The organism is Bacteroidota bacterium, from assembly GCA_036522515.1.
Taxonomy (GTDB): Bacteria; Bacteroidota; Ignavibacteria; order UBA10030; family SZUA-254; genus VBOC01.
The window spans coordinates 31951-54412 of record DATDFQ010000049.1 but is presented as its reverse complement, the minus strand read 5'-3'; the positions used below and the strand labels follow the sequence as shown (position 1 = coordinate 54412).

Here is a 22462-nt window from a genome sequence, read left to right as displayed (position 1 = left end):
CCCGGGACTCTAAAATGACACATGTTCGCAGGTCAATTATGAAGCCAACTCAGCAATTTGAAGAAATCCTCGAAGGTATCTCCGGGGGTTTTTTCGCACTCGACAGTGACTACCGGTTCACCTATTGGAATAGGGCTGCCGAGGAAGGGACGGGATTGAACCGGGAGCAGGTTCTCGGAAAAAACGTGTTCGAAGTCTTCCCGAATGCGCGCGATGCCGAACTGGGTGAGAAGTACCGGGTCGCCATGGAAAAAAGGGCATTCCAGAGCTTCGAAACATCCTACCGCGACGAGCGGTTCGAGGCATGGTACGATATCCGCATTTACCCCACCGAAAGCGGACTTTCGGTTTTTTTCCAGGACATCACTCAGCAGAAGCAGCAGCAGCAGCAAAAAGAGATGCTGATGGAGGTCTCCCATGTCATCAACGTTGCTCCTCACCTCGATGATTTGTGCCTGAGCGCCGGAGAGCGGATCGCGGCGTTCATGGCGATCCCGAGCAAGTTCGTCTGCATCTACCGGTATGACCAGCGTTCTTCGCTCCTGCACCTGATGGCGCCGTCGCTGATCGATGTCAGGGTGGACCCCGAAGTCGAACACCAGATCGTTCACGAGAAAACGAACACCATCGCCGTCCAGACTGTCCTGAGCCGGAAGACCGTCGTCACCGATGAACTTTCACGGAGCTCGATCGCCGCCTATTTTCTGAGCGAGACGAACGCCCTCAAATTGAAGACGCTTATCTCCATACCTCTCATGGTGCAGAACGAGCTGCAGGGAGTGCTCGAAATCCTCTCCCCGAAGGTCGATAAGTATGTCCAGGAGGAGCTGAAGCTCCTTTCGATCATCTCGAACGAACTCGCCATCGGCATGAGCCGGAAGCGGCTGATGGACGAGATCACCGTAAAAAATATCGAGCTCGAGAACGAGAAGAAGCGCACGGACGATGCGAACGAGACCCTGAAACGGTTTTTGGCGACCTTCAGCCATGAGCTGCGCGCCCCCCTGAATGCGATCGTCGGGTTTTCGGAAATCCTCACCGCCGATCTGAACGCGCTCCCTCCCGAAAAGGTGAGCGATTTCATGAGGAATATCAACGAGAGCGGGAAGCATCTGCAGGGGCTGATCAACGACATCCTCGACCTCTCGAAGATCGAGGCGGGGAAGATGGAACTTCACCTCGACGCCTATCCGGTTTCATATTTCGTCGAAAGCGTGGAGCGCGTCATGCAAGCCGCCCTGCAACAGAAGAACGCCAGGCTTCTCTTCGAGATCTCCCCCGAGATCGAGCAACTCGTCGTGGACCAGACGCGGTTCAAGCAAATTCTCGTGAACCTCGTTTCCAACGCGATCAAGTACAGCAACAAGGAAGGCGTCGTTACCGTCGCTCTCCGGCGCTTCGTGAATGAGATCGAAGTGGAGGTCCGGGATCAGGGCCTCGGCATCAAGCCGGAGGACCTCGCGAAGCTCTTCAACGCGTTCCAGCAGGGGAAGAACGCCCGCGGATCGGCGGAAGGGACCGGTCTCGGCCTCGTGATTTCAAAACGGCTGGTGGAATTGCATGGCGGGCGAATCTGGGTCGAGAGCGAATGGGGGAAGGGGAGCACGTTCTGCTTCCGCATACCGATGGTGCTGGCCGGCGAGGTGATCGAATCGGCGGATCAGCTGGTCCATGCGGCCCGGGAGCAGCTTTCCGCGCTTCCCGAAGGCGAAAAGCCTCTCGTGCTGATTATAGAAGACAACCAGCAGGCGGCGCAACTGATCCAGGTCTACCTCCAGGAAGCGGGCTACCGCACGGAATTCGCCCGGGACGGCGCGGAGGGTCTGGAAAAGGCAAAACGGCTGAAGCCGAATATCATCACGCTCGACATGATCATGCCGATCAAGGACGGCTGGCAGGTGTTGAAAGAGCTCAAGCGGCACCCGATCTGCAAGAACATTCCGATCGTCATTATTTCCATCACGGACGAAAAAAAGCTCGGGTTCAGCATGGGGGCGGTGGATTATTTTGTCAAGCCGGTGAACCGCGAAGAGCTGCTCAAGGTGATGCAGAAAATCCCGATCAGGGTGAACAACCACAAACAGCATCCGAAGGTTCTCATTATCGACGACGACCGCAACGCGGCCGATCTGATCCACGTCATCCTCGAAGCGGAAGGCTACGAAGTGATCAAGTCGATGAACGGGAAGGAGGGGGTGCGTATCGCCTCCGCCGAGGCGCCGGATCTCATCATCCTCGATCTGATCATGCCCGACATCTCCGGGTTCAATGTGGCGTATCAGCTCAAGCAGCAGGTGAGCACGAGGAAGACACCGATCATCATTCTGACCTCGATGGAGGTCGATGACGAGACGAAGTCGCAGATGCAGGGGTTTATCTCCACCATCATGAGTAAATCCCGGTTTACCAAAAAAGATCTGCTCCGCGAGATCAGTTCCATCGAAAAGATGCGTACCTGAGCTCCGGCCCCGGCGAGGGGCGGGCCGAACCTTCAGCGGGTCGATTTCCTCCCGTAGGATCGCTTCCACGTCTTGCCGCCGTCGGTGGTCTTGAGGATCGTTCCCAGCGTTCCCGCGGCCCAGCCGGTCTGCCTGTTTGCAAACCCCACCGCGAAGAGTACCGCGTCGCTGCCCGTTTTCGCCTGGCTCCAGGTTTCCCCACCGTCGTGTGTCACCAGCATCGTTCCCCCGGTGCCGGCGAGGAGGCCCGAGTTGCGGTCGAAGGCGTGGACGGAATAATGGAAGGCTTTCGACTCGAAGACGCTCAGGTACCGTTTCAAATGTTGTTTGGACCACGATTCGCCGCCGTCCGTCGTTTTCAGGATGGCCCCGTATCCGCCGACCGCCCATCCCGTCATCCGGTCGATAAACGCCGTGGAGTAGAGGAACTGCTGGATGCCGCTTGATTCCGCCGCCCAACTCTTTCCCCCGTTCGAGCTCCTGAGGACCGTTCCGCTTCCGCCGACCACCCAGCAATTTGCCGGATCCGAGGAGGACACAGACCAGAGGTTGCTCCTCACACCGCTCGGCTGCGCCGACCAGGTGTTCCCGCCGTCGGCGGTCCCGAGGATCGTTCCCTCGAAACCGCAGATCCATCCGGTGGAGGGGTTTGCAAAATGGACTCCGACCAGGTTTTGCCCGGTTCCGCCCGTACTCCGTTCCCATGTGCTCCCCGCGTCGGAGGTCCGGAGGATTGTTCCCTTCTCGCCCACGACCACTCCGTGAAGGCTGTCTGCAAACTCAACCCCGTAAAGATCCCCCCCGGTCCCGCCCGGATGAAACGACAGGTTCCACGTCGCCCCGGCATCGGTGGAGCGGGCGATCACCCCGGGCTTTCCGGCTGCGATAACGACGCGCGCATCGGCGGCCGCGAGGGAGTAAAACGTGACGAGATCGGAGTTGGGCGCGGCGGTTTTTTTCGCCTGGGCCTCCGCGGAAGGCCGCCAGAGCGCAAAAAGGAGCGCAAGGAGGAGGGCCGCCCCCGGAAGGGAGACGATCTTCACGGGTTCTTGAGCTCCCCGGCCTTCGGCCTGATGAGGTCGAACCGGTCGGCTGTTCGCGTATAGGTGGGTCCTCCCATGCGTCCGACGGCGCGGAGCAGGTCAGGATCGATCCTAAAATTATTGAAGAGTTCGTCCCGGATATGGAACCGGAGGACCTCGCCGAGGACGAGGCTTCCTCCGAGCGGCTTCGAGCTCACGCTGACGATCTGAAGCAACGCGCATTCCATGCTGACGGGAGACTCTCCCACCCGGGCCGGCTTCACGAGATCGCTCGCGACCGGGGTCAGCCCCGATTCCTTGAACTCATCGACCCCGGGAGGAAAATCGGTCGAACAGATGTTCATCCGCTCGGCGATGCTTTCGGAAACGACATTGACAACGAATTCCTTCGTCGCTTCGATGTTCCTGAGAGTATCTTTCTGGGTCCCGTCGGCCGACCGGACCATCGGCGCAAAACAGACGACAGGCGGATTGGCGCTGACGGCGGTAAAAAAGCTGAAGGGTGCGAGGTTGCGGACGCCGGCCGGGTCGATCGAAGAGACGAAGGCGATCGGGCGGGGCACGATGGTGCCGATCAACAGCTTGTAGACGTCGCGGAAGTCCTGTTCGGCGGGGTTGATGATCAATTACTTCTCCATCCAGCTCTTCCAGTAGTCGTTCCACTGGGCGCCTTCCCCCTCGGGCGTGAGGAAAATCGGGTTCACCGTATCGACCATGACTGCGTATTCATCGGTATATTTCTTTTTCCCCTGGTTGGCCAGGGCTTTCGGATGAGGCCCGTGGTGGATCCCCCGGGGGTGAAGGGTCACCATCCCGGGTTTGATGTCCTGCCGGCTGATGAAGTCGCCGGCGTGGTAAAAAATGAACTCGTCGGAGTCGGTGTTGCGATGAAAAAACGGGACCTTCAGCGCGTCCGGATCCTCCTCGATGGGGCGGGGAACGAAACTGCAGACCGTGGCGCCGGGAGTGACGAACGAGGTATGGACGCTGGGCGCGAGGTGGGCGCGCGGGCTGACCACCGGCCGGATATCCGTCATCCGGAGTTTCCAGACCGTGAGGTCGCCTTTCCAGCCGACCACGTCCATCGGATTGAACGGATAAAATATCGACGAGAATTTATCCTGGAACTTTATTCTGACCTCCCACTCCCGGTTGTCGTCGAGAATCGGGGAAGGCTCGGGGGTGACGAGCACAGCCGGATCGTACAGTGCGTGCTGGCCGAGAAGCCCCTTGTTCGGAGGATCGAATTCGCCGGAAGACTGGATAATCAGGAAGAAATTGTCGCTCGTCTCCGGGAGGACTCTATAGGTGGACGCCCTCGGAATGCTGATGTAGTCTCCTGCTTCGAATTCGACGGGCCCCCAATCGGACTGGATCACTCCCTTTCCCCGGTGGACGAAGTGGAGCTCGTCTCCGTCGGCGTTCCGGTAGTAAAACGGCATCGGCTGCGACCGCCGTGAAACATACATGGCGATCTCATGATTCTTCAGGAACGCGACCGGTGAACCGCACGGATCAGTCTGGTCGGTCGGAGCGAGCTTGTTGCAGTCGATCGCGCGCGGGCGGACGTCTCCCACGATCCGTATCCAGTCTGTGGGCGCATGCGCGTGATAGAGGTGCGACGATTTTCCGTAGAACCCCTGCCTGCCGTGCTCCTCCTCGAACGTCCCGGCGGGCAATCCGACATGGGCCTGTTTCGCGGTCTTCCCTTTTTGTAGTGGAAACATACGTGGCTCCTGATGGACGATTGAACATTCGACGCCGGGCGCTCAGCCCTGGCGGACTTTGTTTCGCAAGACTCCTATGTTCTCTATCTCAAGTTCGATCACGTCCCCCGCCTTCACCCACCGGTCGAGTTCCAGACCGCATCCGCCGCCGACGGTGCCGGAGCCGATCAGGTCCCCGGGGTGGAGCATCTCGCCCATCGATGCGAAGGCGATCATCTTTTCAAACGTGTAGTGGATGCTTCCGGAGTTTCCCTCGGACCACACCTCGCCGTTGATCCTGGCGGTCATCTTCAGGTTATACGGGTCTCCGATTTCGTCCGGAGTCACCAGCACCGGCCCGATCGACGTGGCGAAATCCTTTCCCTTGGCAGGCCCGAGTCGGACCTTCATTTCCCGTCGCTGGATGTCCCGCGCGCTGAAATCGTTTAGTATTGTAAATCCGGCGATGTGCTGGCGCGCTTCCGATTCGGCGATGTCCCTGCCTCCCTTGCCGACGATGATCGCAAGTTCCAGCTCGTAGTCGAACCGTTCGGTGAACGGGGGCCAGAGGACATCCTCGCCGGGCCCGATGATGCTCTGGTGATTCCCCTTGTAGTAGACCGGCATCTCGTACCATTCCTGCGGCATCGGCTCCCCGCGCTTTTCGAACCCCCTCCTGACATGCGCCTCGAACGCGTAGAAGTCGCGCATTGAGGCGGGGCGGGGAAGAGGCGCCATCAGACGCACCGCTTCGGGCCGGAAGAGAAGCGTCTCTCCGTCCGGACCCGCGGCGAGCGATCCGGCCTTGACGGCCTCCCGCACATGCTCGAGGGTGGCCTGGGCGAAGGTCATCGCGGTCGCCCCGCCCTGAAGGAATTCGAGCATCGAGCCGGGAACGAGCGCGGCGGCGAGGCGTTTCGGCTGAGGTTCCCCCTTGCCCGCAAGATGCCAGGCGCAGGCGGAATTCAGATCGACGATACCCTCCGGGATCACGCTCCCCAGCCGCTCCTGCCTTCCGAGGCTGGTCCTTACTTCGAATGTACAGAATTGCACTGTTCGCTTGCGGAAAAGTTAGGGGTGCGGCCGCAATCTCAGAGGTTTCCCCTGATCGCCTGCTCTCTCTCGATGGCCTCGAAGAGCGCCTTGAAGTTTCCCTTGCCGAAGCTCCGGCTCCCCTTCCGCTGGATGCACTCGAAAAAGAGCGTCGGCCGGTCTTCGACGGGCTTGGTAAAAATCTGAAGCATGTATCCATCCTCGTCCCTGTCGACCAGGATTCCCAGTTTCTTCAGCTCCGCGACCGGCTCGTCGATCGTCCCGACGCGCCGCTCGAGCTCGTCGTAGTACGATGAAGGGACGCGCAAAAACTCCACCCCCCGCGAATGGAGCAGTTCCACCGTCGCGATGATGTTTTGCGTCGCCATGGCGATATGCTGCACGCCCGGGGACCGGTAATACTCGAGGAACTCTTCGATTTGAGATTTGCGCCGGCCTGCTGCCGGTTCGTTGATGGGAAACTTGATCCGTTCGTTGCCGTTGGAAAGAACCTTCGACATGAGCGCAGAATATTCCGTCGAGATGTCCTTGTCGTCGAAGTGCTGGTAGAGTTTGAACCCCATCACTCCGATGTAGAAATCGACCCATTTGTTCATGGCGCCCAGTTCGACGTTTCCGACGCAGTGGTCGACATACTCGAGGCCGGCGCCTCCTCCGGCCGGTTCCTCCCCTCCGCTGGGACGGTACCCCGGCATGAAGACCCCGTTGTAATTCTTGCGCTCCACGAAGGTGTGGATCGTGTCGCCGTAGATCCCGATCGCCGCTTTTTTTACCTCTCCGAATTCGTCCCGGAACACAGCCGGCTCCATGACGCCGCGCGCGCCACGTTTCGTCGTCTCCCGGTACGCGGATTCCGCGTCGTCGACCCAGAGGGCGAGGTCCTTCACCCCGTCGCCGTGCAGCCTGATGTGCTCGCTGATCGGGTGATCCGGATGCAGGGGGGTGGTGAGCACGAGGCGGATCTTGTTCTGCTGCAGCACGTAGGAGGACCGGTCCCGCATGCCGGTTTCGAGGCCGGCATAGGCGACCTGTTTGAATCCCCACGCAGAGCGGTAGTAGTGCGAGGACTGTTTCGCGTTGCCGACGTAGAACTCGATGTAATCGGTCCCGTTGATCGGGAGGAAATCTTTTTCAATGACCGGGCTTGTCCCGGGCCGGATCTCAGGTGCCATCGGAGCTCTCCTCTCTCTGGGTTACCCTGGATACGCCTGTCGTGCGGAGGCAGGGGCTGTCGAAAAAATCTGTTTCATCGCCGCAAGAAGGATCCCGTTCTCGTCGTCGGTTCCGACCGTGATCCGGACGCAGTTCGGAAGCCCGAACGCGCGCAGGGGGCGGATGATGATTCCGAGCTTCAGGAGTTCGCGGGCGAGAAACTCCGCCTCGGACTCGCTTCCGAAGACGAGCATGACAAAATTCGCCTCGGAGGGAACCACGGTCAGCTCGAGCTCGGAGAAACCTCTCATCAGGTATTCCAGGCCGCGGGCGTTCATCTCAAGCGATTTGCGAAGGAAGTCGGCGTCCTCAAGGGCGGAAATTCCGGCTGCCTGCGCCAGCGTACTCGGCTCGAACGGAAGCTTCACCTTGAGGAGGTTCCTGATCAGGTCTTCGTGGGCGAACCCGTATCCGATCCGGATCCCTGCGAGGCCGTAGGCTTTCGAAAAGGTCCGGAGCGTGATGACATTGTCGTAACGGTACTGCATGGAATCGGGATAGATCGGATTATGCCGGGCATACTCGAAATAGGCTTCGTCCAGAATGATCAGGACCCGCTCCGGGACCTTCCGGTAAAATTCGTCGAACTCATCCCTGGTGAAGATGGTGCCGGTCGGGTTGTTGGGGTTCGCGAGATAAATGATTTTCGTGTGCGGATTGATATTCTCCGCGAGCGCCGCCAGGTCGTAATGCCAGTCCCGGTAGGGGACGGACCGGTACACGACGCCGCGCGACCTCGAGAGCACCTGGAATCCGATAAATGCGGCCTCGGTGGTCAGGACTTCGTCGTCGTCGCACAGGAACGTTCTGATGATATCCGACATGATCCCCTCGGAGCCTGCGCCGGTGATCACATTCTCGATCTTGAGCTTGAAGTTTTTCGCAAGGACCTGCCTGAGGTCGGAGCCTCCGGTGGGGTAGCGATGAAGCTCCGTCATGAACTCGCCGATTCCCCGGAGGGCCAGGGGGGAAGGTCCGAGCGGGTTCTCGTTCGACGCCAGCTTGATGACACGATTCACGCCGAATTCGCGTTTTACCTCCGCGATCGACCGTCCGGGCTTGTAGGGTTGGAGTGTTTCAATGTATGAGGGAACGAGAGGCATCTATCCGGTTATCGATTTCAGAAGAGTGTCGATGAGAAGATAGCAACAAAGCCCCTAAAAATCAATATGCATAACACGTCATCCTGAGGGAGCGTAGCGACCGAAGGATCTCACCTTTCCGATCTGCGAGATCCTTCGCTTCGCTCAGGATGACAAAATAAGACGCCGCCCGCTTTGCGGGTACTGGCTGATTTCCGTTGCCTTCTTGTCCCGCGACCTGAAGGTCGCGGCTATCGATGCCTCGGGCTTGGTAGCCGCAGCCTTTAGGCTGCGGGTTTTCGGCTCGGGTGTTGATATTCACCCACTGCCGCTTTGGGATCTGCCTTGGAATTCGGGTTGAAATTCAGTACCATAGGTCACCCGAACCACCAGTGAAAGGAGATTGATGGATCATCGTTACTGACGTGCCCGAAGTTCTCCCTCTTCCATTGAATGCGATCCGTCACTCTTCCTGATCATTTCCGGTTGCTCATCGCGGCCGGCCTCTTCACTCTGTGCGCAGCCTCCAGAAGCCAGGAACCGGCCCCGGCTCCCCCGGCTCCTGTGGAACAATACTTCCTCGACCGGTTCATGCTCGCCCCACGCGACTCGGTCGTGCTCCTCAGTCATGAGTTTGTGGTCTCCGGTTCCGAACGGGTCTTCCTCGATTCCCTGCGGCTCCGAAACAGGCTCGATTATACGCTGGAGTCCCGGCCGGGCAGGCTGACACTGCACCGCGGTCGAATTCGGTCCGGAGCGGCGGATACACTCTCGCGGCGGACCCTGTTGGTCCGCTACCGGGCGCTCCCTCTGGCGTTCAAACCATCCTACTCCCATCGCGAGATTGTCGTGAAAAGCGACTCTTCCGCGGGCCGACAGGTCAGGACCACAAGGCCTCCCGGAGGATTTTCGATCGACGATCTGTTCGGCGCAAACCTCCAGAAGAGCGGCAGCATCGTCCGGGGCCTGACGGTCGGCACCAACCGGGATCTTTCGCTCAACTCCGGTTTCCGGATGCAGATGGCGGGAAATCTTTCGCGCGACCTGGAGGTTGTCGCCGCGTTGACGGATGAAAATTCGCCGATCCAGCCCGAAGGAACGACCAGGACGCTCCAGGAGGTGGACAAAGTGTTTGTGGAGCTTCGCGGAACCGATCTCTCCGCCACCCTGGGCGATTTCAGCCTGGGGCTGGCCGGAAATGAATTCGGCGGTCTCAACCGGAAATTGCAGGGAGCGAAAGGGACGGCCTCCTACCGGACGGGCGGCACAGAAGGGGAGCTCCTGCTCGCCGGGGCGGTACCGAGGGGGAAGTTCACAACCAATCAGTTCGACGGTGCGGACGGCGTCCAGGGTCCCTACCGGCTGGCCGGGCAGAACAACGAGCGCGACATCCTCGTGCTGGCGGGAACCGAACGCGTCTATGTCAACGGCGAGCGGATGGCGCGGGGGGAAACCGGCGACTATGTGATCGATTATGCGACCGGGGAGGTGACGTTTACTCCGAGGCGCTTCATATCGCGCATCTCCCGCATCGTGGTCGATTTCGAGTTCACCGACCGCCAGTTCAGCAGGACGCTCGTCGCGGGTAAATCCGGCGCGAGCTTTTTGGATCGCCGCCTGACGTTCGGGGCGGAGGTGCTCGTCGAAAACGACAACCAGGATTCGCCGGTCGACGTGACTCTCGGCGATTCGGACAGGGCGGTTCTCCGCGACGCCGGCAACGACAGGAACAAGGCGGTGCGCAGCGGCGTGACGTTCGCGGGACCGGGCAAGGGGCAGTACGTCCGGGTCGACACGGTCGTCACGACCGGCTCCGGCGCCGATAGTTCGATCTTCTTCTACCGGTTCGCGCCTTCGGATTCGCTGAACGCGGTCTACAGCGTCGCCTTCAGTTATGTGGGGGCGGGAAACGGCGACTATGCGATCCTCTCGCTCGGCCGGTTTCAATTTGCCGGACTCCGCCAGGGAAGCTATTCCCCCATCAGGTTTCTTCCCATGCCGGCGGCACACCGCCTGGCGGACTTCGGCCTCGGGGCGAAGGTGACCGACGAGCTCACCATCGGGGCGGAGTATGCGCTCTCGGACTACGATGCGAACCGGTTCTCGCCGATCTCAGACGGGGAGAACCGGGGCCCTGCGGCGGCGTTCAATCTGCGCTTCGGCTCGAAAAACCTTCGCCTGGCCGGGCGCGATCTGGGAGCTCTCGATCTCACTCTGAAAGAGCGCTATGTCGACAGGCGATTTGTCCCGGCCGACCGCGTCAACGAAATCGAATTCAACCGCAAATGGAACATCGTCGACTCCTCGCGCCTGGACGAGGAACTGCGCGAGGGCGCGATCGTCTACCGGCCGGGACAGGCGCTCTCATTCTCGGGCGGGCTCGGTTGGATGAAAAGGGGGGAGCCGTTCCTGTCGAGGCGCATCACCGCATCGGCGAACCTGTCCGGGGAGGGAGCACCGCGTGCGAGCTACGATCTTGAACTCATCAGAAGCCGGGACGGATCCCTGGACGACCGGGGCGAGTGGTTCCGTCACAAGGCCCTTGCGGAGCAGACGATCGGATTGTTCACGCCGGGGATCGCGTACAACGGCGAGGTTCTGCGCAGCACCCCCCTCTCTGCGGATACGTTGAAACATGCCAGTTTCCGGTTTCAGGAAATCGCGCCGCGTTTCCGGATCGACAGCCTCGGCAGGATGTCGCTTCGGGGAGAGATCGCCTGGCGATGGGAGGACTCGATTTCCTCCGGGGCCCTCCGGCCCGCGTCGACGTCGTTGACGGAGCGCGTCGGCTGGGGGTTGCAGGAATGGAACTCGCTTTCCACGTCGCTCGATCTGACCCTCCGGAAGAAGGTGTCTCTCGAGCCCTTTCGCCGGCCCGGTCAATCCGATTTCCAGGACATCCTCATTCGCTCCCACACCTCGGCCGCTCCTTTCCGGAGGGGGATCGAGGCCGACATTCTCTATGAGCTTGCCACCGAGCAATCGGCGAAGCTCGAACGGGTCTATCAGCAGGTGCAGAAGGGGCAAGGGAGTTATGTCTACCTCGGAGACGTGAACGGCAATCATCTGGTCGACGATGCGGATTTCCGCCTGGCGAGATTCGACGGCGACTATATCAGCGTGACGGTGCCCGCAGACGAGCTTCTCCCGGTCATCGACCTGAAAGCGGGCACGCGCTTGCGGCTGAACGGCAGCCGTCTCTTCGCAGGCGGCGACTGGCCGGGGAAGATCCTCGCCGCCCTCTCCTCCGAAACGTATGCCCGCGTGGACGAAAAAAGCAGCGAACCCGACAGGAAACAAATTTACCTTCTCCACTTCAGCCGCTTCCTCGACGACCGGACCACCATCGCGGGGAGCAACCTCTTCTCCCAGGATCTCTATCTTTGGGAGAACAACCCGGAGTATTCTCTCCGGTTGCGGTACAGCCAGCGGAGAGGATTGACAAAGTACGCTCTGGCGGATGAAAACACCTTTTCGGACGAGCGCTCGGTGCGGGTCCGGTGGCAGCCGGTGAGGGAGTTTTCCAACCAGACCGACCTGATTCAAAAGAAGGACCTTCTCAGTTCCCCTCAATCCGACTACCGGGTTCGCAGCATCCTCTCCCGTAGTATAGAGACCGACTGGACCTACCGGCCCGAACAGAGCGTTGAAATGGGGATAAAAGTCACGACGGGCGAAGCTCTCAATTTTGACACGTCGCGCGCGAGTCTTAACACCGAATCGATCCGGGGTGTCTACTCGCTCGCCGGAAAAGGGCAGGTCCGGGCTGAATTCACGAGAGAGGAGGTGACGCTGGCCCGGGCAGGAGGGATCCTCCCGTTCGAACTCACCGGGGGAAAAGTCGGCGGGCAGTCGTGGCTCTGGCATGTGGGAATGGATTACCGGTTGACGCAGTTCATCCAGAGCACGATCTCGTACGACGGCCGGAGCGAAGGCGGATCTTCTCCCGTGCATACAATGAAAGCAGAAGTTAGAGCATTCTTCTAAGGTGATTCCTTTCACCCGGGGAATTCGCGGAACGCGGGACCGCTTCCGTTCCCGGAAAAATGTTCCACGAGGTTTCACACGCGGAGCCGCCGGGATCGCACGCGCGGGAATTTTCGCGGGGACGCCGTGTCGCGTCGCGGAAAATTTTTTTCGAGCGTCATTTTTGCCTTGCTTTTCTTTTCCAATATGTCTATTATTAGTCCACGCTGTCCTCTCGGACACGCGCCGTCGCAATCGCTTACCGATCAGGTCGTTCATCAGTAGTGAGGAAATCCTGGAGGGGGATGTGACATCATCATCGCCGTTGTACTTCACACGCACGACAATTCCTGAGGTAGTTCCACAGACCACGATTCTTGGACGATGACAATTTATGCTTGAAGATATTGCAACGCTCGAAAGTGCAAGGGTTGCAAACGCGCTGAAGAAGAAGGGCAAGGTTGAGGGAGAGAGAGACAGAAACGGCGAGCAGGGAGCCCCGGAGTCGCGAACGAAAGTGTACTGCACGTCGTTCGATTCGCGCATCGGAAGAATTTATGTGGCGTCGACGGAGAGAGGTGTTTGCAAGATCAGCGTGCCGCGGGAATCGCGGAAAGATTTTTTTGAATGGCTGAAGGAACACTGCGACGTCGAGAGCGTCATCGACAACAGGGCCCGCAACAAGGAGGTCATCGACCAGCTGACACGGTACTTCAACGGAAAGCTGGCAAAATTCACCTGTTCGGTCGATCTGATCGGCACCCCCTTCCAGATCCGGATCTGGAAAGAGCTCTCGAAGATTCCCTACGGCAGCACGATCACCTATAAACACCTTGCAAAACGGGTCAGCGCTCCGAAGGCCTTTCAGGCGGTGGGCCGGGCGAACGGAGCAAACCCGCTCCCGATCATCGTACCGTGCCACCGGGTCCTCGGCACGGATGGGGCGCTTGTCGGTTACTCGTGCGGGATCAAAACCAAGGAGTTCCTCCTTCGCCTGGAGGGCGCGATTATCCTGTAGGGGCCCGGCCTCGTGACGCGCACGGCGTCCGCCGCCCGCACGGCCGTACCGTCCATCCCGTCCGTCCTCCTCTTCACAACGCCGGTCTTCCGGTACACCATCCCCCGTAGCTCAACACGATGACGATCCCGCTTGACGAGTTGAATCCGAGGCAGCAGGAGGCTGTCAGAACCGTCGAAGGTCCCCTCATGGTTGTCGCGGGCCCCGGAAGCGGCAAGACGCGCGTCCTCTCCTACAGGATCGCCCATTTGATCGGCATGGGAGTCCCCGCCTATTCGATTCTTGCGCTCACGTTCACCAACAAGGCCGCGAGCGAGATGAAAGAGCGGATCACGAGGCTGGTCGGGGCGAAGAGCGCCCAGCTCTGGATGGGGACGTTTCATTCCCTCCTCGCGCGGCTGCTGCGAATCGAATGCGAACAGATCGGATTCACCAGCAACTTCACTATTTACGATTCCCAGGACAGCCAGGCGCTGATCAAGCGCATCATGAACTCGCTGGGGATTCCCTCGCAACAATTCAACCCCCAGGCGATCAGGTCGCGAATCAGCGGGGCCAAGAACGAGTTCATTTCCCCCGTGGAGTACCGGCGTCTCGCCTCGGACGTCTTCGAGGAGAACACCGCGTCCGTCTATGAGGAGTACCAGGCCGGGTTGAAGCGCAATAACGCCATGGACTTCGACGACCTGCTCGTGCGTCCGATCGAGTTATTCAGCGGCCATCGCAAGACCCTGCTGAAGTACCAGGACCGGTTCCGGTTCATCCTCGTCGACGAGTACCAGGATACGAACCATGCCCAGTACTCGCTGGTGAAGCAACTCGGCGAGCGCCACAGGAACGTCTGCGCCGTCGGGGACGACGCGCAGAGCATTTACGCCTTCCGCGGCGCCGACATCCGCAATATCCTCGATTTCGGACGGGATTATCCGGAGGCCAAAATCATCCGCCTCGAACAAAACTACCGCTCGACAAAGACCATCCTGGCGGCGGCGGACCAGATCATCAAAAAGAATGTCGACCAGTTGTCAAAGGACCTCTGGACCGCGAACCCCGCCGGCGAATTGATCACGGTCCTGGAATGCGAAGACGACCGCCACGAGGCCGCGGCGGTCGCCTCCTCGATCGTCGGGGAATGCCGGAAGTCGAAGGCCGACCTCTCCCAGGTAGCGGTCATGTACCGGACAAACGCCCAATCCCGTTCCCTCGAAGACGCGCTCCGGCGGAACAGCATCCCGTACGTCATCGTCGGCGGGGTGGAGTTTTACCAGAGGAAGGAGATCAAGGACGTCCTGGCATACCTCCGGGTCCTGGTCAACGCCTCCGATAACGACAGCCTGCTGCGAATCCTCAACTACCCCGCCAGGGGGCTTGGCGACGTCGCCGTGAAGCGGCTGGTCGAGTTTGCGAAGGCCGCCGGGATCGGACTTCTTGGGGCCGCGGCGAGGGCGGGAGAAATTTCCGGACTTTCCGCTTCCGCCCGGGCGGCGATGGCGGGAGTCGCAGCCCTCTTCCGGAAGTACGCCGGACTCAAGCAGGAAATCTCCCCGAGCGAGCTCGTCCGCTCGATGATCGACGAACTGGGGATCCTGCCGCTCCTCAAGGCGGAGGGAACTCCGGAAGCGATGGCCCGGTGGGAGAACGTGCAGGAGCTCCTTTCCGCGATCACCGAGTTCGGCGCCGGAGGGAAGCGTTCACTCGAGGAATTCCTGCAGGAGGTCTCCCTCCTCTCGGACATCGACCAGTGGGACGATTCGCACAACGCCGTCACGCTCCTGACGCTCCACAGCGCGAAGGGCCTTGAGTTCCCCGTCGTGTTCATCACGGGGCTCGAGGAGGGGCTGCTTCCGTTCTACAGCCCGACATCGGACAGAAAAGAGATCGAGGAAGAGCGGCGGCTCTATTATGTCGGCGTGACGCGGGCGATGCGCAAGCTTTACCTGAGTCATGCCAGGGTCCGTTTCAGGTTCGGCGAGGCGTCCTCGCAGTCGCCTTCCCGGTTTCTCGAGGAGGTCGACCCCGCTTTGCTCGAAATTGTTCACGGCGGGGGGTACAGGGTTCCGCATCCGGCCGGTTTCCGGAACCGCGCTGCGCGCGACCGTTTTTCGCGGAACGATGCCGCCGATGAGGGCGACCGCTTCTTTCCGGATCCTCCCGGGCCTGATCCGGCGGCCCCGGAGCCGGGCGGTTTCGGCGCCGGCGGAGGAGACGACGCCCTCCCCCTGAGGGTCGGAGGCCTGGTGGATCATGAAGTGTTCGGCAGGGGCCGGGTGGAGGGGCTGTCAGGGTCGGGCGATTCTCTCAAGGCGGTCATCCGGTTCCAGTCGGTCGGGAGGAAAAACCTTCTCCTGAAGTACGCCCGGCTCAGGATTATCTGAGTCTTGATTGCAAAGCGGAAAATTCGTACGTTTTAAGAACACCATGGATTCTCACAAGCCATCTCACCCTGAGCAGGACAACCGCATCCCCACCGGAGAGGAGGGGAAGCCGGGCACGGACAAGATTGAGAGCCAGAGGGAAGCCCGCATAGCGAGCACGGCCCAGGGGGTTTCCGGATTCGTGGAGTCTCTTGTCAACAAGGGAATCGTCTCCCGAAAAATGGTCAACGACGCCCTGACGAGGAAGAAGCTGCAGGGCGATACGGACAAGCGCCGGCTGTTTCAGGTTCTCATCGAGGATTTCGCGGCCGACCGTGAACGGGTCTACGACGAGTTCGCGAGGTACTATTCCTTCAAGCGGATCGACCTCTCCGCGCTCGGGATCGACGGAGACAAGCTCCTGTTCATCAACCGGACGCTCGAGCAGCTTCCCCAGAGGCTCCGGGAATCCGCGACGGCGAACAAGGTTCTTCCGCTTCAGGTGGCGGAAGGGGACCCCTCCAAACTCCAGGTCATCACCCCGAATCCGGCCAATGCCGATATTTCCCAGATTGCCCGCGGATTTCCCTACTCGAAGTATGAGATCTATTACGTTCCCTCGAACGATTTCGAGGAACTGGCCAGGCAGCTCATTGTCGAGCAGCAGAGTCGCCCGAGCGAGAAATCGGTCGATTACATCGACGAAGACCAGCAAAACGTCATCGACGAGCTCGAGGAGGAGATCCGCAAGGGCCACCTCGGCGAGCTGGTCGATAACCTCCTTGCCGATGCCGTTCGCATCAATGCGAGCGACCTCCACGTCATTCCGAGGGCCGCGCGGAAGACGGAAGTCCACTTCCGGATCGACGGCCATTTGACCCTCTGGCAGACGATCGACGATCTGCGCGCGGACGCCGTATCCGCCGTGATCAAGGACGTGGCGAAAGGGACCGACCGGTTCGAGCGAAACATGGCTCAGGACGGCTTCATCCAGAAGACGATCGACAATAAGATCGTCCGCTTCCGCGTGTCGATCATCCCGATGGTCGGGAAGGAATTGCGCGTCAAGTTTGAGTCGATCGTCATCCGGGTGCTCCGCGACCCGGAAGCGTCGATCACCGTCGACAACATCGGATTCCAGCCGGAGGCCCTCGAGCGGTTCAAGAAGGCGATCGACAAACCGTACGGGATTGTGATCCTGACCGGCCCGACCGGCAGCGGCAAGAGCACGACGCTTCTGGCGGCGATCAGGGCGGTGATGGATCCGACGCTGAATGTCATCACCGTGGAGGACCCGGTGGAATACTTCATCGACGGTGCCCGCCAGGTGAAGCTGAACCCCAAGCTCGATTTCGAAGGAGCCCTGAGGGCGATCCTGCGCCACGATCCGGATATCGTGATGGTAGGGGAGATCCGCGACAAGACGACGGCCGACATGGCGATCAAACTTGCCAATACCGGCCACCTTACCTTCTCGACCCTTCACACAAACGACGCGCCGAGCGCGATCGCCCGGTTGTACAAGATGGGGCTTGAACCGTTCCTCCTCGCCTACTCCCTCAACATTATCGTGGCCCAGCGGCTCCTCAGAAAGCTTTGTGACCGATGCAAACTTGTCGACAGGGAGGTGCTGCCGATCAGCCTCGAGAAGCTCGGTTTTCCGAAGGCTGATATCGAGTCCACAGTATTTTTCCGGCCCGTGGGCTGCATCCATTGCCATGGCGGCTACAAGGGCCGCATCGCCATCCATGAAGTGCTCTACTTCACGCCTGAAATCCGGCGCCTGATACTCGAAGCCGGGAACACGATCAACGAGGGCGCGATCAGGCAGACCGCAATGCAGGAGGGGATGAAGACGCTCCGGGACGCCGCGTTCGACCTGTTGCGAAAGGGGATCACGACGACGGAGGAAGTCGCGGGAACGACGACTGAAGATTGAGTCTTGCGGAGGGGGGGGTTGGGTAGGGTCTTATTTTGTCATCCTGAGCGAAGCGAAGGATCTTGCAGGTCGGAAAGACGAGATCCTTCGGTCGCTACGCTCCCTCAGGATGACATGTTGGGTGAAATTGGGGCAGTACCAGGCGTTGCATCTGTCGCAGGACTTTACTAAGTTGTCGCAAGTTCGGATTTTAACCTCACCAGGACGGGTCTTACCATGGATCGCTACGTTGCAGCGGCGACATTCGTGAATGAAGTCGAAGCGGAACTCGCACAGGCTACTCTGGCCGCTGCGGGTATCGAGTCGTTCCTGAAATTCGAAGATATCGGCGGGATGCTCCCTTCCCTCCAGGAGAGCGAGGGGATCCAGGTCCTGGTGGACGAAAAACACCTCGTCGAGGCTCAGGCCGTCCTGAACGATCAGGCAACCGAGCCGACCGACACTCAACCCCCCCTCTAACCCACTCCCGGACGGAACCGCCTCCCCGTGTCACCGATCCCCGGCATCGCCGATGCTTAAACAACTGTTCCGGAGGAAGGGCCTCGACGCGCTTCTCCACGAGAGCGAGACCCCTCAGCATCAGCTGAAGCGGGCGCTTGGCGCCTTCGACGTGGTGATGCTCGGCATCGGGGCGATTATCGGAGCGGGCATCTTTGCGACCGTCGGCACTGCGGCGGCGGGAGACGCCGCCCGGCTCGGGGCGGGCCCGGCGCTTATGCTGTCGTTCGTCCTCACCGCTGTCGCCTGCGGATTCGCGGCATTATGCTACGCCGAATTTGCCGCGATGGTTCCCATCTCCGGAAGCGCCTACACCTATTCGTATCTGACTCTCGGCGAATTCATCGCCTGGATCATCGGCTGGGACCTGATCATCGAATATGCCGTGGGAAATGTCGCGGTCGCCATCAGCTGGGCCAATTATTTCAAGACCTTTATCGGCGGCTTCGGACTCCTCGTCCCGGATTGGCTGTCGACCGACTACCGGACGGCTGCGAGAATTCCGGGCCTGTTCGAGAACGCCCCCCATGTCTTCGGCATCCCGATCGTCTTCAACATCCTCGCGTTTGGAATCGTGGCCGCCATCACGATCGTCCTCGTCATCGGGATACGGGAGAGCGCGAGGGCCAATACCGGCATGGTTCTCCTGAAGCTGCTCGTCCTCGGATTTTTCGTCCTGGTCGGATGGAAGTATGTGAAGCCCGAAAACTGGCATCCGTTCGCTCCGAACGGCTGGGAAGGGGTTCAGGCGGGTGCGGCTGTGGTTTTTTTCGCGTATATCGGCTTCGACGCCGTTTCGACGGTGGCGGAGGAGGTCCGCAACCCCAAGCGCGACCTTCCGATCGGCATCATCGGTTCGCTGATCGTCTGTACGGTGATCTACATCATCGTCGCCGCAGTCTTCACCGGAATCATTCCGTATCCCGCACTGGTGAAGACCCTCGCGACGCAGCAGGCCGAGCCGCTGATCCTTGCGCTCCGGTATGCGCACATCGAAAACTGGGAGAGTCTGATTGTGGGGATCGTCGCGTTCGGTTCCGTCGTCGCGCATACGGCGGTGCTCCTCGTGTTCCAACTCGGGCAGCCGAGAATTTTCTTCTCCATGGCGCGCGACGGGCTCCTTCCCCCCACGTTCGCAAAGGTGCACCCGAAATACCGGACCCCTCACGTCACAACGATCCTCACCGGCGTCGCCGTGGGGGTCTGCGCGATGTTCACCAGTATCGACGAGATGGTCGACCTGACGAATATCGGGACGCTGTTCGCGTTTATCCTGGTCTGTGTCGGGATTCTGATACTGCGCGTGCGGGATCCGCACAGGCCGAGAGGATTCCGGACCCCATGGGTTCCGGTCATACCGATCCTGGGGATCCTTTCCTGCCTCTACCTTGTGCTCGGTTTGCCCACCATCACGATCATGCGCTTCCTCATCTGGCTGGCAATCGGGATGGTGATCTACTTCCTCTACGGATTCAAGAAGAGCCTGCTTCGAAAGGATTCACTCTAGTGTCATCCTGAGGAGCGTAGCGACGAAGGATCCCGGTTCGCTCGAGGTATTGGTAGCCGCGATCTTCAGATCGCGGTGTCATGGACGCAGCCTAAAGGCTGCGGCTACCGACTCCTTGCCGGGACGACAAAGCAGGGAGGTTACGTTTCGCCGAGGTAGGCCTTCCGGACTTCCTCGTTCTTCGCGATATCGGCCGCTTTTCCCTCGATCACGACCTGTCCCGTTTCGATCACGTAGGCGTAGTGGGCTATCTGGAGCGCAAGGTGCGCGTTCTGCTCGACGAGAAGGATCGTCATTCCGAGTTCGCGGTTGATCTCGACGATCCTCTCGAAAATCGTCTTGACGAGGATCGGGGCGATGCCGAGGGAGGGTTCGTCGAGCAGGAGAAGCCGGGGCCGTGTCATCAGCGCCCTGCCGATGGCGAGCATCTGCTGTTCCCCGCCGGAAAGAGTCCCCCCGGCCTGCTTGAGTCGCTCCTTCAGGCGCGGAAATATCGAGAACACGTAATCGATGTCCTTCTGAATTTCCGCCCGGTCTCGCCGGAGGTACGCCCCCATTTCCAGATTCTCCTTCACCGTCAGGTTGGCAAAAATCATCCTTCCTTCCGGAGCGTGCCCGATCCCGAGAATGACGATTTCATGAGGGGGTTTGTTCGTGACGTCGGAATCTTCGAACCGTACCGCCCCTCCGGACGCCCTGACAAGACCGGAGATCGTGCGGAGCGTGGTGGTCTTCCCCGCCCCGTTTGCGCCGAGCATCGTGACGATCTGACCCTTGCCGATCGAGAGCGAGATCCCCTTGATCGCATGAATCGCGCCGTAATGGACGTGAAGCTTTTCAATATGCAGCATAGGGATCCCCAGGAGCCGGGAGAGAGCTCATGAATCGACCTGCTCCCCGAGGTACGCCTCGATCACGGCCGGATTCTTTCTGATCTCATCCGGACTCCCCTCCGCGATCTTGACCCCGTAGTCGAGCACGATGATGTGTTCGCAAATGCCCATCACGACCTTCATGTCGTGCTCGATCAGAAGGATGGCGATATCGTACCGCTCCTTCACAAGCCGGATGAGCCTCATGAGGTCGATTTTTTCCGTGGCATTCATCCCCGCGGCCGGTTCGTCGAGCAGCAGGAGTTTCGGCTTGGTGGCGAGCGCCCGGACGATCTCCGCCCGCCGCTGGTCGCCGTAGGGGAGGGAGGTCGCAGGCTCGTTCATGACCGAGCGGAGGTTGAAGAGCTCGAGGATCTCCGTAATGTACTCGCGTATCGCCCGCTCCTCCTCATGAAAACTCTTCAACTGCAGGATGGAGTCGCGGAATCCGTGCCGGAGATTCTTGACGAGGGAAACCTGAATGTTCTGAAGCACGGTCAAACTCGGAAAGAGACGGATGTTCTGGAAGGTCCTTCCGATGCCGATCGATGCGATCTGGTACGGTTTCAGGCCGGCGATGTCCTTCCCGTCGAACGTCAGGCTCCCGGAGGTCGGCCGGTAGACTCCCGTGATCATGTTAAAGACCGTGGTTTTCCCGGCGCCGTTGGGGCCGATCATTCCCAAAAGGTCCCTCGGGCCGATGGCGATATCCAGGACGGAGACCGCGGTCAGGCCTCCGAACTTCATGGAACAGGTTTTCAGTTCAAGAATGTTCATCCGGAGCCATCGTTACGCGGGAACGGTCCTCTTCCGGAACCGCCGGACCAGGTTCTTCAGGGAAAGGCGCTTCCCGAAGAGCCCCTGCGGCCGGGTGATCATGATGATGATCAGGGAAAGGGAATAAATCACCATCCGGTACTCCGCGATGGAGCGGAGGGCTTCCGGAAGGATTGTCAGCAGGACTGCGGCGATGATCACGCCGATGGTGTTGCCCATTCCCCCGACGATCACCATCACGACGATTTCGATCGAACGGAGGAAACTGAACTGCTGGGGATTGATGTAGGAAACGAAGTGGGCGTAGAGGCCGCCGGCGATCCCCGCGAAAAACGCCCCGGTGACGAAGGCGATCACCTTGTACTTTGTGGTGTTGATCCCCATCGCCTGCGCGGCGATTTCGTCGTCCCGGACCGCGAGGAACCCCTTCCCGTAGGAGGAATTCACCAGGTTTGAAATGATGAAGACCACCAGGGCGACTCCGCCGTAGACCCAGAAAAAATTACTCAGTTTCGGGATCCCCGTGAACCCCCGGGCGCCCCCCAGGAAATCAAGATTTTGAATGACGACGCGGATGATCTCCCCGAAGCCGAGCGTCGTGATGGCGAGATAATCGCCGCGGAGCCGAAGGCTCGGGATTCCGACCGTCAATCCGGCGAGGGCAGCCGTCACACCGCCTGCGATCAGCGCGAGCGGCAGAATCGCCAGGCTTGCGCCCTCCCCGGGGGAGGCGCCGAGCGTCGTCGAGATGAGCGCGGCCGTGTACCCCCCGATCGCCATGAACCCGGCGTGTCCGAGTGAAAACTGTCCCGTGAATCCGTTGATAAGGTTGAGGCTCGTGGCAAGGATGATATTGATGCCGATGTAAACGATGATCTGCAGGAAATAGGGGTTGATCTGGGACTGGTAGAGCGAAATGATGAAGCTGAGGACTATCGCACCGAGAAGCAGCGCCTTCGTCGAATGGTCTTTCATC

General features: G+C 60.0%; 16 protein-coding genes. 7 read left to right on the top strand and 9 right to left on the bottom strand.

Annotated features, from left to right (window positions below; translation table 11 throughout):
• The first annotated feature begins 38 nt into the window (after positions 1-38).
• Positions 39-2459 (top strand): response regulator, encoded by a 2421-nt coding sequence (locus VI215_09140; protein ID HEY6192471.1) that lies wholly within the window; start codon positions 39-41, stop codon positions 2457-2459.
• A 32-nt stretch (positions 2460-2491) separates the two neighbouring features.
• Here VI215_09140 and VI215_09135 read toward each other — a convergent pair whose 3' ends face one another.
• Genes VI215_09135 through hisC form a run of 6 tightly spaced genes read right to left on the bottom strand, consistent with a single transcriptional unit; the run spans position 2492 to position 8576 of the window.
• Entirely contained in the window at positions 2492-3502 is a 1011-nt protein-coding gene (locus tag VI215_09135) for a YCF48-related protein (GenBank protein HEY6192470.1), read from the bottom strand.
• Positions 3499-4128 (bottom strand): flavin reductase family protein, encoded by a 630-nt coding sequence (locus VI215_09130; GenBank protein ID HEY6192469.1) that lies wholly within the window; start codon positions 4126-4128, stop codon positions 3499-3501. The genes VI215_09135 and VI215_09130 overlap by 4 nt, the downstream gene beginning before the upstream one ends.
• Positions 4129-5229, bottom strand: a complete 1101-nt coding sequence (locus VI215_09125) for a homogentisate 1,2-dioxygenase (GenBank protein HEY6192468.1) — start codon at positions 5227-5229, stop codon at positions 4129-4131.
• Between the two features lie 42 nt (positions 5230-5271).
• Positions 5272-6261, bottom strand: a complete 990-nt coding sequence (locus VI215_09120) for a fumarylacetoacetate hydrolase family protein (GenBank protein HEY6192467.1) — start codon at positions 6259-6261, stop codon at positions 5272-5274.
• Positions 6262-6299: 38 nt separating this feature from the next.
• On the bottom strand, positions 6300-7433 hold the full coding sequence (gene hppD, locus VI215_09115; protein HEY6192466.1) for a 4-hydroxyphenylpyruvate dioxygenase: 1134 nt from the start codon (positions 7431-7433) through the stop codon (positions 6300-6302).
• A 21-nt stretch (positions 7434-7454) separates the two neighbouring features.
• Positions 7455-8576, bottom strand: a complete 1122-nt coding sequence (gene hisC / locus VI215_09110) for a histidinol-phosphate transaminase (GenBank protein ID HEY6192465.1) — start codon at positions 8574-8576, stop codon at positions 7455-7457.
• A 432-nt stretch (positions 8577-9008) separates the two neighbouring features.
• Between hisC and VI215_09105 the strand changes: the two genes are divergently transcribed.
• From VI215_09105 to VI215_09080, 6 genes are all read left to right on the top strand, one after another.
• Entirely contained in the window at positions 9009-12542 is a 3534-nt protein-coding gene (locus tag VI215_09105; protein ID HEY6192464.1) for a hypothetical protein, read from the top strand.
• A 373-nt stretch (positions 12543-12915) separates the two neighbouring features.
• Positions 12916-13539, top strand: coding sequence for a methylated-DNA--[protein]-cysteine S-methyltransferase (locus tag VI215_09100; GenBank protein HEY6192463.1), 624 nt, complete (start codon positions 12916-12918; stop codon positions 13537-13539).
• Positions 13540-13658: 119 nt separating this feature from the next.
• On the top strand, positions 13659-15914 hold the full coding sequence (locus tag VI215_09095; protein HEY6192462.1) for a UvrD-helicase domain-containing protein: 2256 nt from the start codon (positions 13659-13661) through the stop codon (positions 15912-15914).
• 43 nt (positions 15915-15957) lie between these two features.
• Positions 15958-17832, top strand: a complete 1875-nt coding sequence (locus VI215_09090) for a GspE/PulE family protein (GenBank protein HEY6192461.1) — start codon at positions 15958-15960, stop codon at positions 17830-17832.
• Positions 17833-18048: 216 nt separating this feature from the next.
• Positions 18049-18291 (top strand): DUF2007 domain-containing protein, encoded by a 243-nt coding sequence (locus tag VI215_09085; protein ID HEY6192460.1) that lies wholly within the window; start codon positions 18049-18051, stop codon positions 18289-18291.
• A gap of 52 nt (positions 18292-18343) precedes the next feature.
• On the top strand, positions 18344-19837 hold the full coding sequence (locus VI215_09080; protein ID HEY6192459.1) for an amino acid permease: 1494 nt from the start codon (positions 18344-18346) through the stop codon (positions 19835-19837).
• Between the two features lie 140 nt (positions 19838-19977).
• On the opposite strand, the gene VI215_09075 is transcribed toward VI215_09080, so the two are convergent.
• The 3 genes from VI215_09075 to VI215_09065 are packed head-to-tail and all read right to left on the bottom strand — an operon-like array spanning position 19978 to position 22461.
• Positions 19978-20688, bottom strand: coding sequence for an ABC transporter ATP-binding protein (locus VI215_09075; GenBank protein HEY6192458.1), 711 nt, complete (start codon positions 20686-20688; stop codon positions 19978-19980).
• 27 nt (positions 20689-20715) lie between these two features.
• On the bottom strand, positions 20716-21486 hold the full coding sequence (locus VI215_09070; GenBank protein ID HEY6192457.1) for an ABC transporter ATP-binding protein: 771 nt from the start codon (positions 21484-21486) through the stop codon (positions 20716-20718).
• A 12-nt stretch (positions 21487-21498) separates the two neighbouring features.
• Positions 21499-22461, bottom strand: coding sequence for a branched-chain amino acid ABC transporter permease (locus VI215_09065; protein ID HEY6192456.1), 963 nt, complete (start codon positions 22459-22461; stop codon positions 21499-21501).
• Between the last annotated feature and the right edge of the window lies 1 nt (position 22462).

Coding starts and splice junctions, on each gene's coding strand:
- VI215_09140 (HEY6192471.1), top strand. CDS start 39: ATGAAGCCAACTCAGCAATTTGAAGAAATCCTCGAAGGTATCTCCGGG.
- VI215_09125 (HEY6192468.1), bottom strand. CDS start 5,229: ATGTTTCCACTACAAAAAGGGAAGACCGCGAAACAGGCCCATGTCGGA.
- hppD (HEY6192466.1), bottom strand. CDS start 7,433: ATGGCACCTGAGATCCGGCCCGGGACAAGCCCGGTCATTGAAAAAGAT.
- hisC (HEY6192465.1), bottom strand. CDS start 8,576: ATGCCTCTCGTTCCCTCATACATTGAAACACTCCAACCCTACAAGCCC.
- VI215_09105 (HEY6192464.1), top strand. CDS start 9,009: ATGCGATCCGTCACTCTTCCTGATCATTTCCGGTTGCTCATCGCGGCC.
- VI215_09100 (HEY6192463.1), top strand. CDS start 12,916: ATGCTTGAAGATATTGCAACGCTCGAAAGTGCAAGGGTTGCAAACGCG.
- VI215_09095 (HEY6192462.1), top strand. CDS start 13,659: ATGACGATCCCGCTTGACGAGTTGAATCCGAGGCAGCAGGAGGCTGTC.
- VI215_09090 (HEY6192461.1), top strand. CDS start 15,958: ATGGATTCTCACAAGCCATCTCACCCTGAGCAGGACAACCGCATCCCC.
- VI215_09085 (HEY6192460.1), top strand. CDS start 18,049: ATGGATCGCTACGTTGCAGCGGCGACATTCGTGAATGAAGTCGAAGCG.
- VI215_09080 (HEY6192459.1), top strand. CDS start 18,344: ATGCTTAAACAACTGTTCCGGAGGAAGGGCCTCGACGCGCTTCTCCAC.
- VI215_09075 (HEY6192458.1), bottom strand. CDS start 20,688: ATGCTGCATATTGAAAAGCTTCACGTCCATTACGGCGCGATTCATGCG.
- VI215_09070 (HEY6192457.1), bottom strand. CDS start 21,486: ATGAACATTCTTGAACTGAAAACCTGTTCCATGAAGTTCGGAGGCCTG.
- VI215_09065 (HEY6192456.1), bottom strand. CDS start 22,461: ATGAAAGACCATTCGACGAAGGCGCTGCTTCTCGGTGCGATAGTCCTC.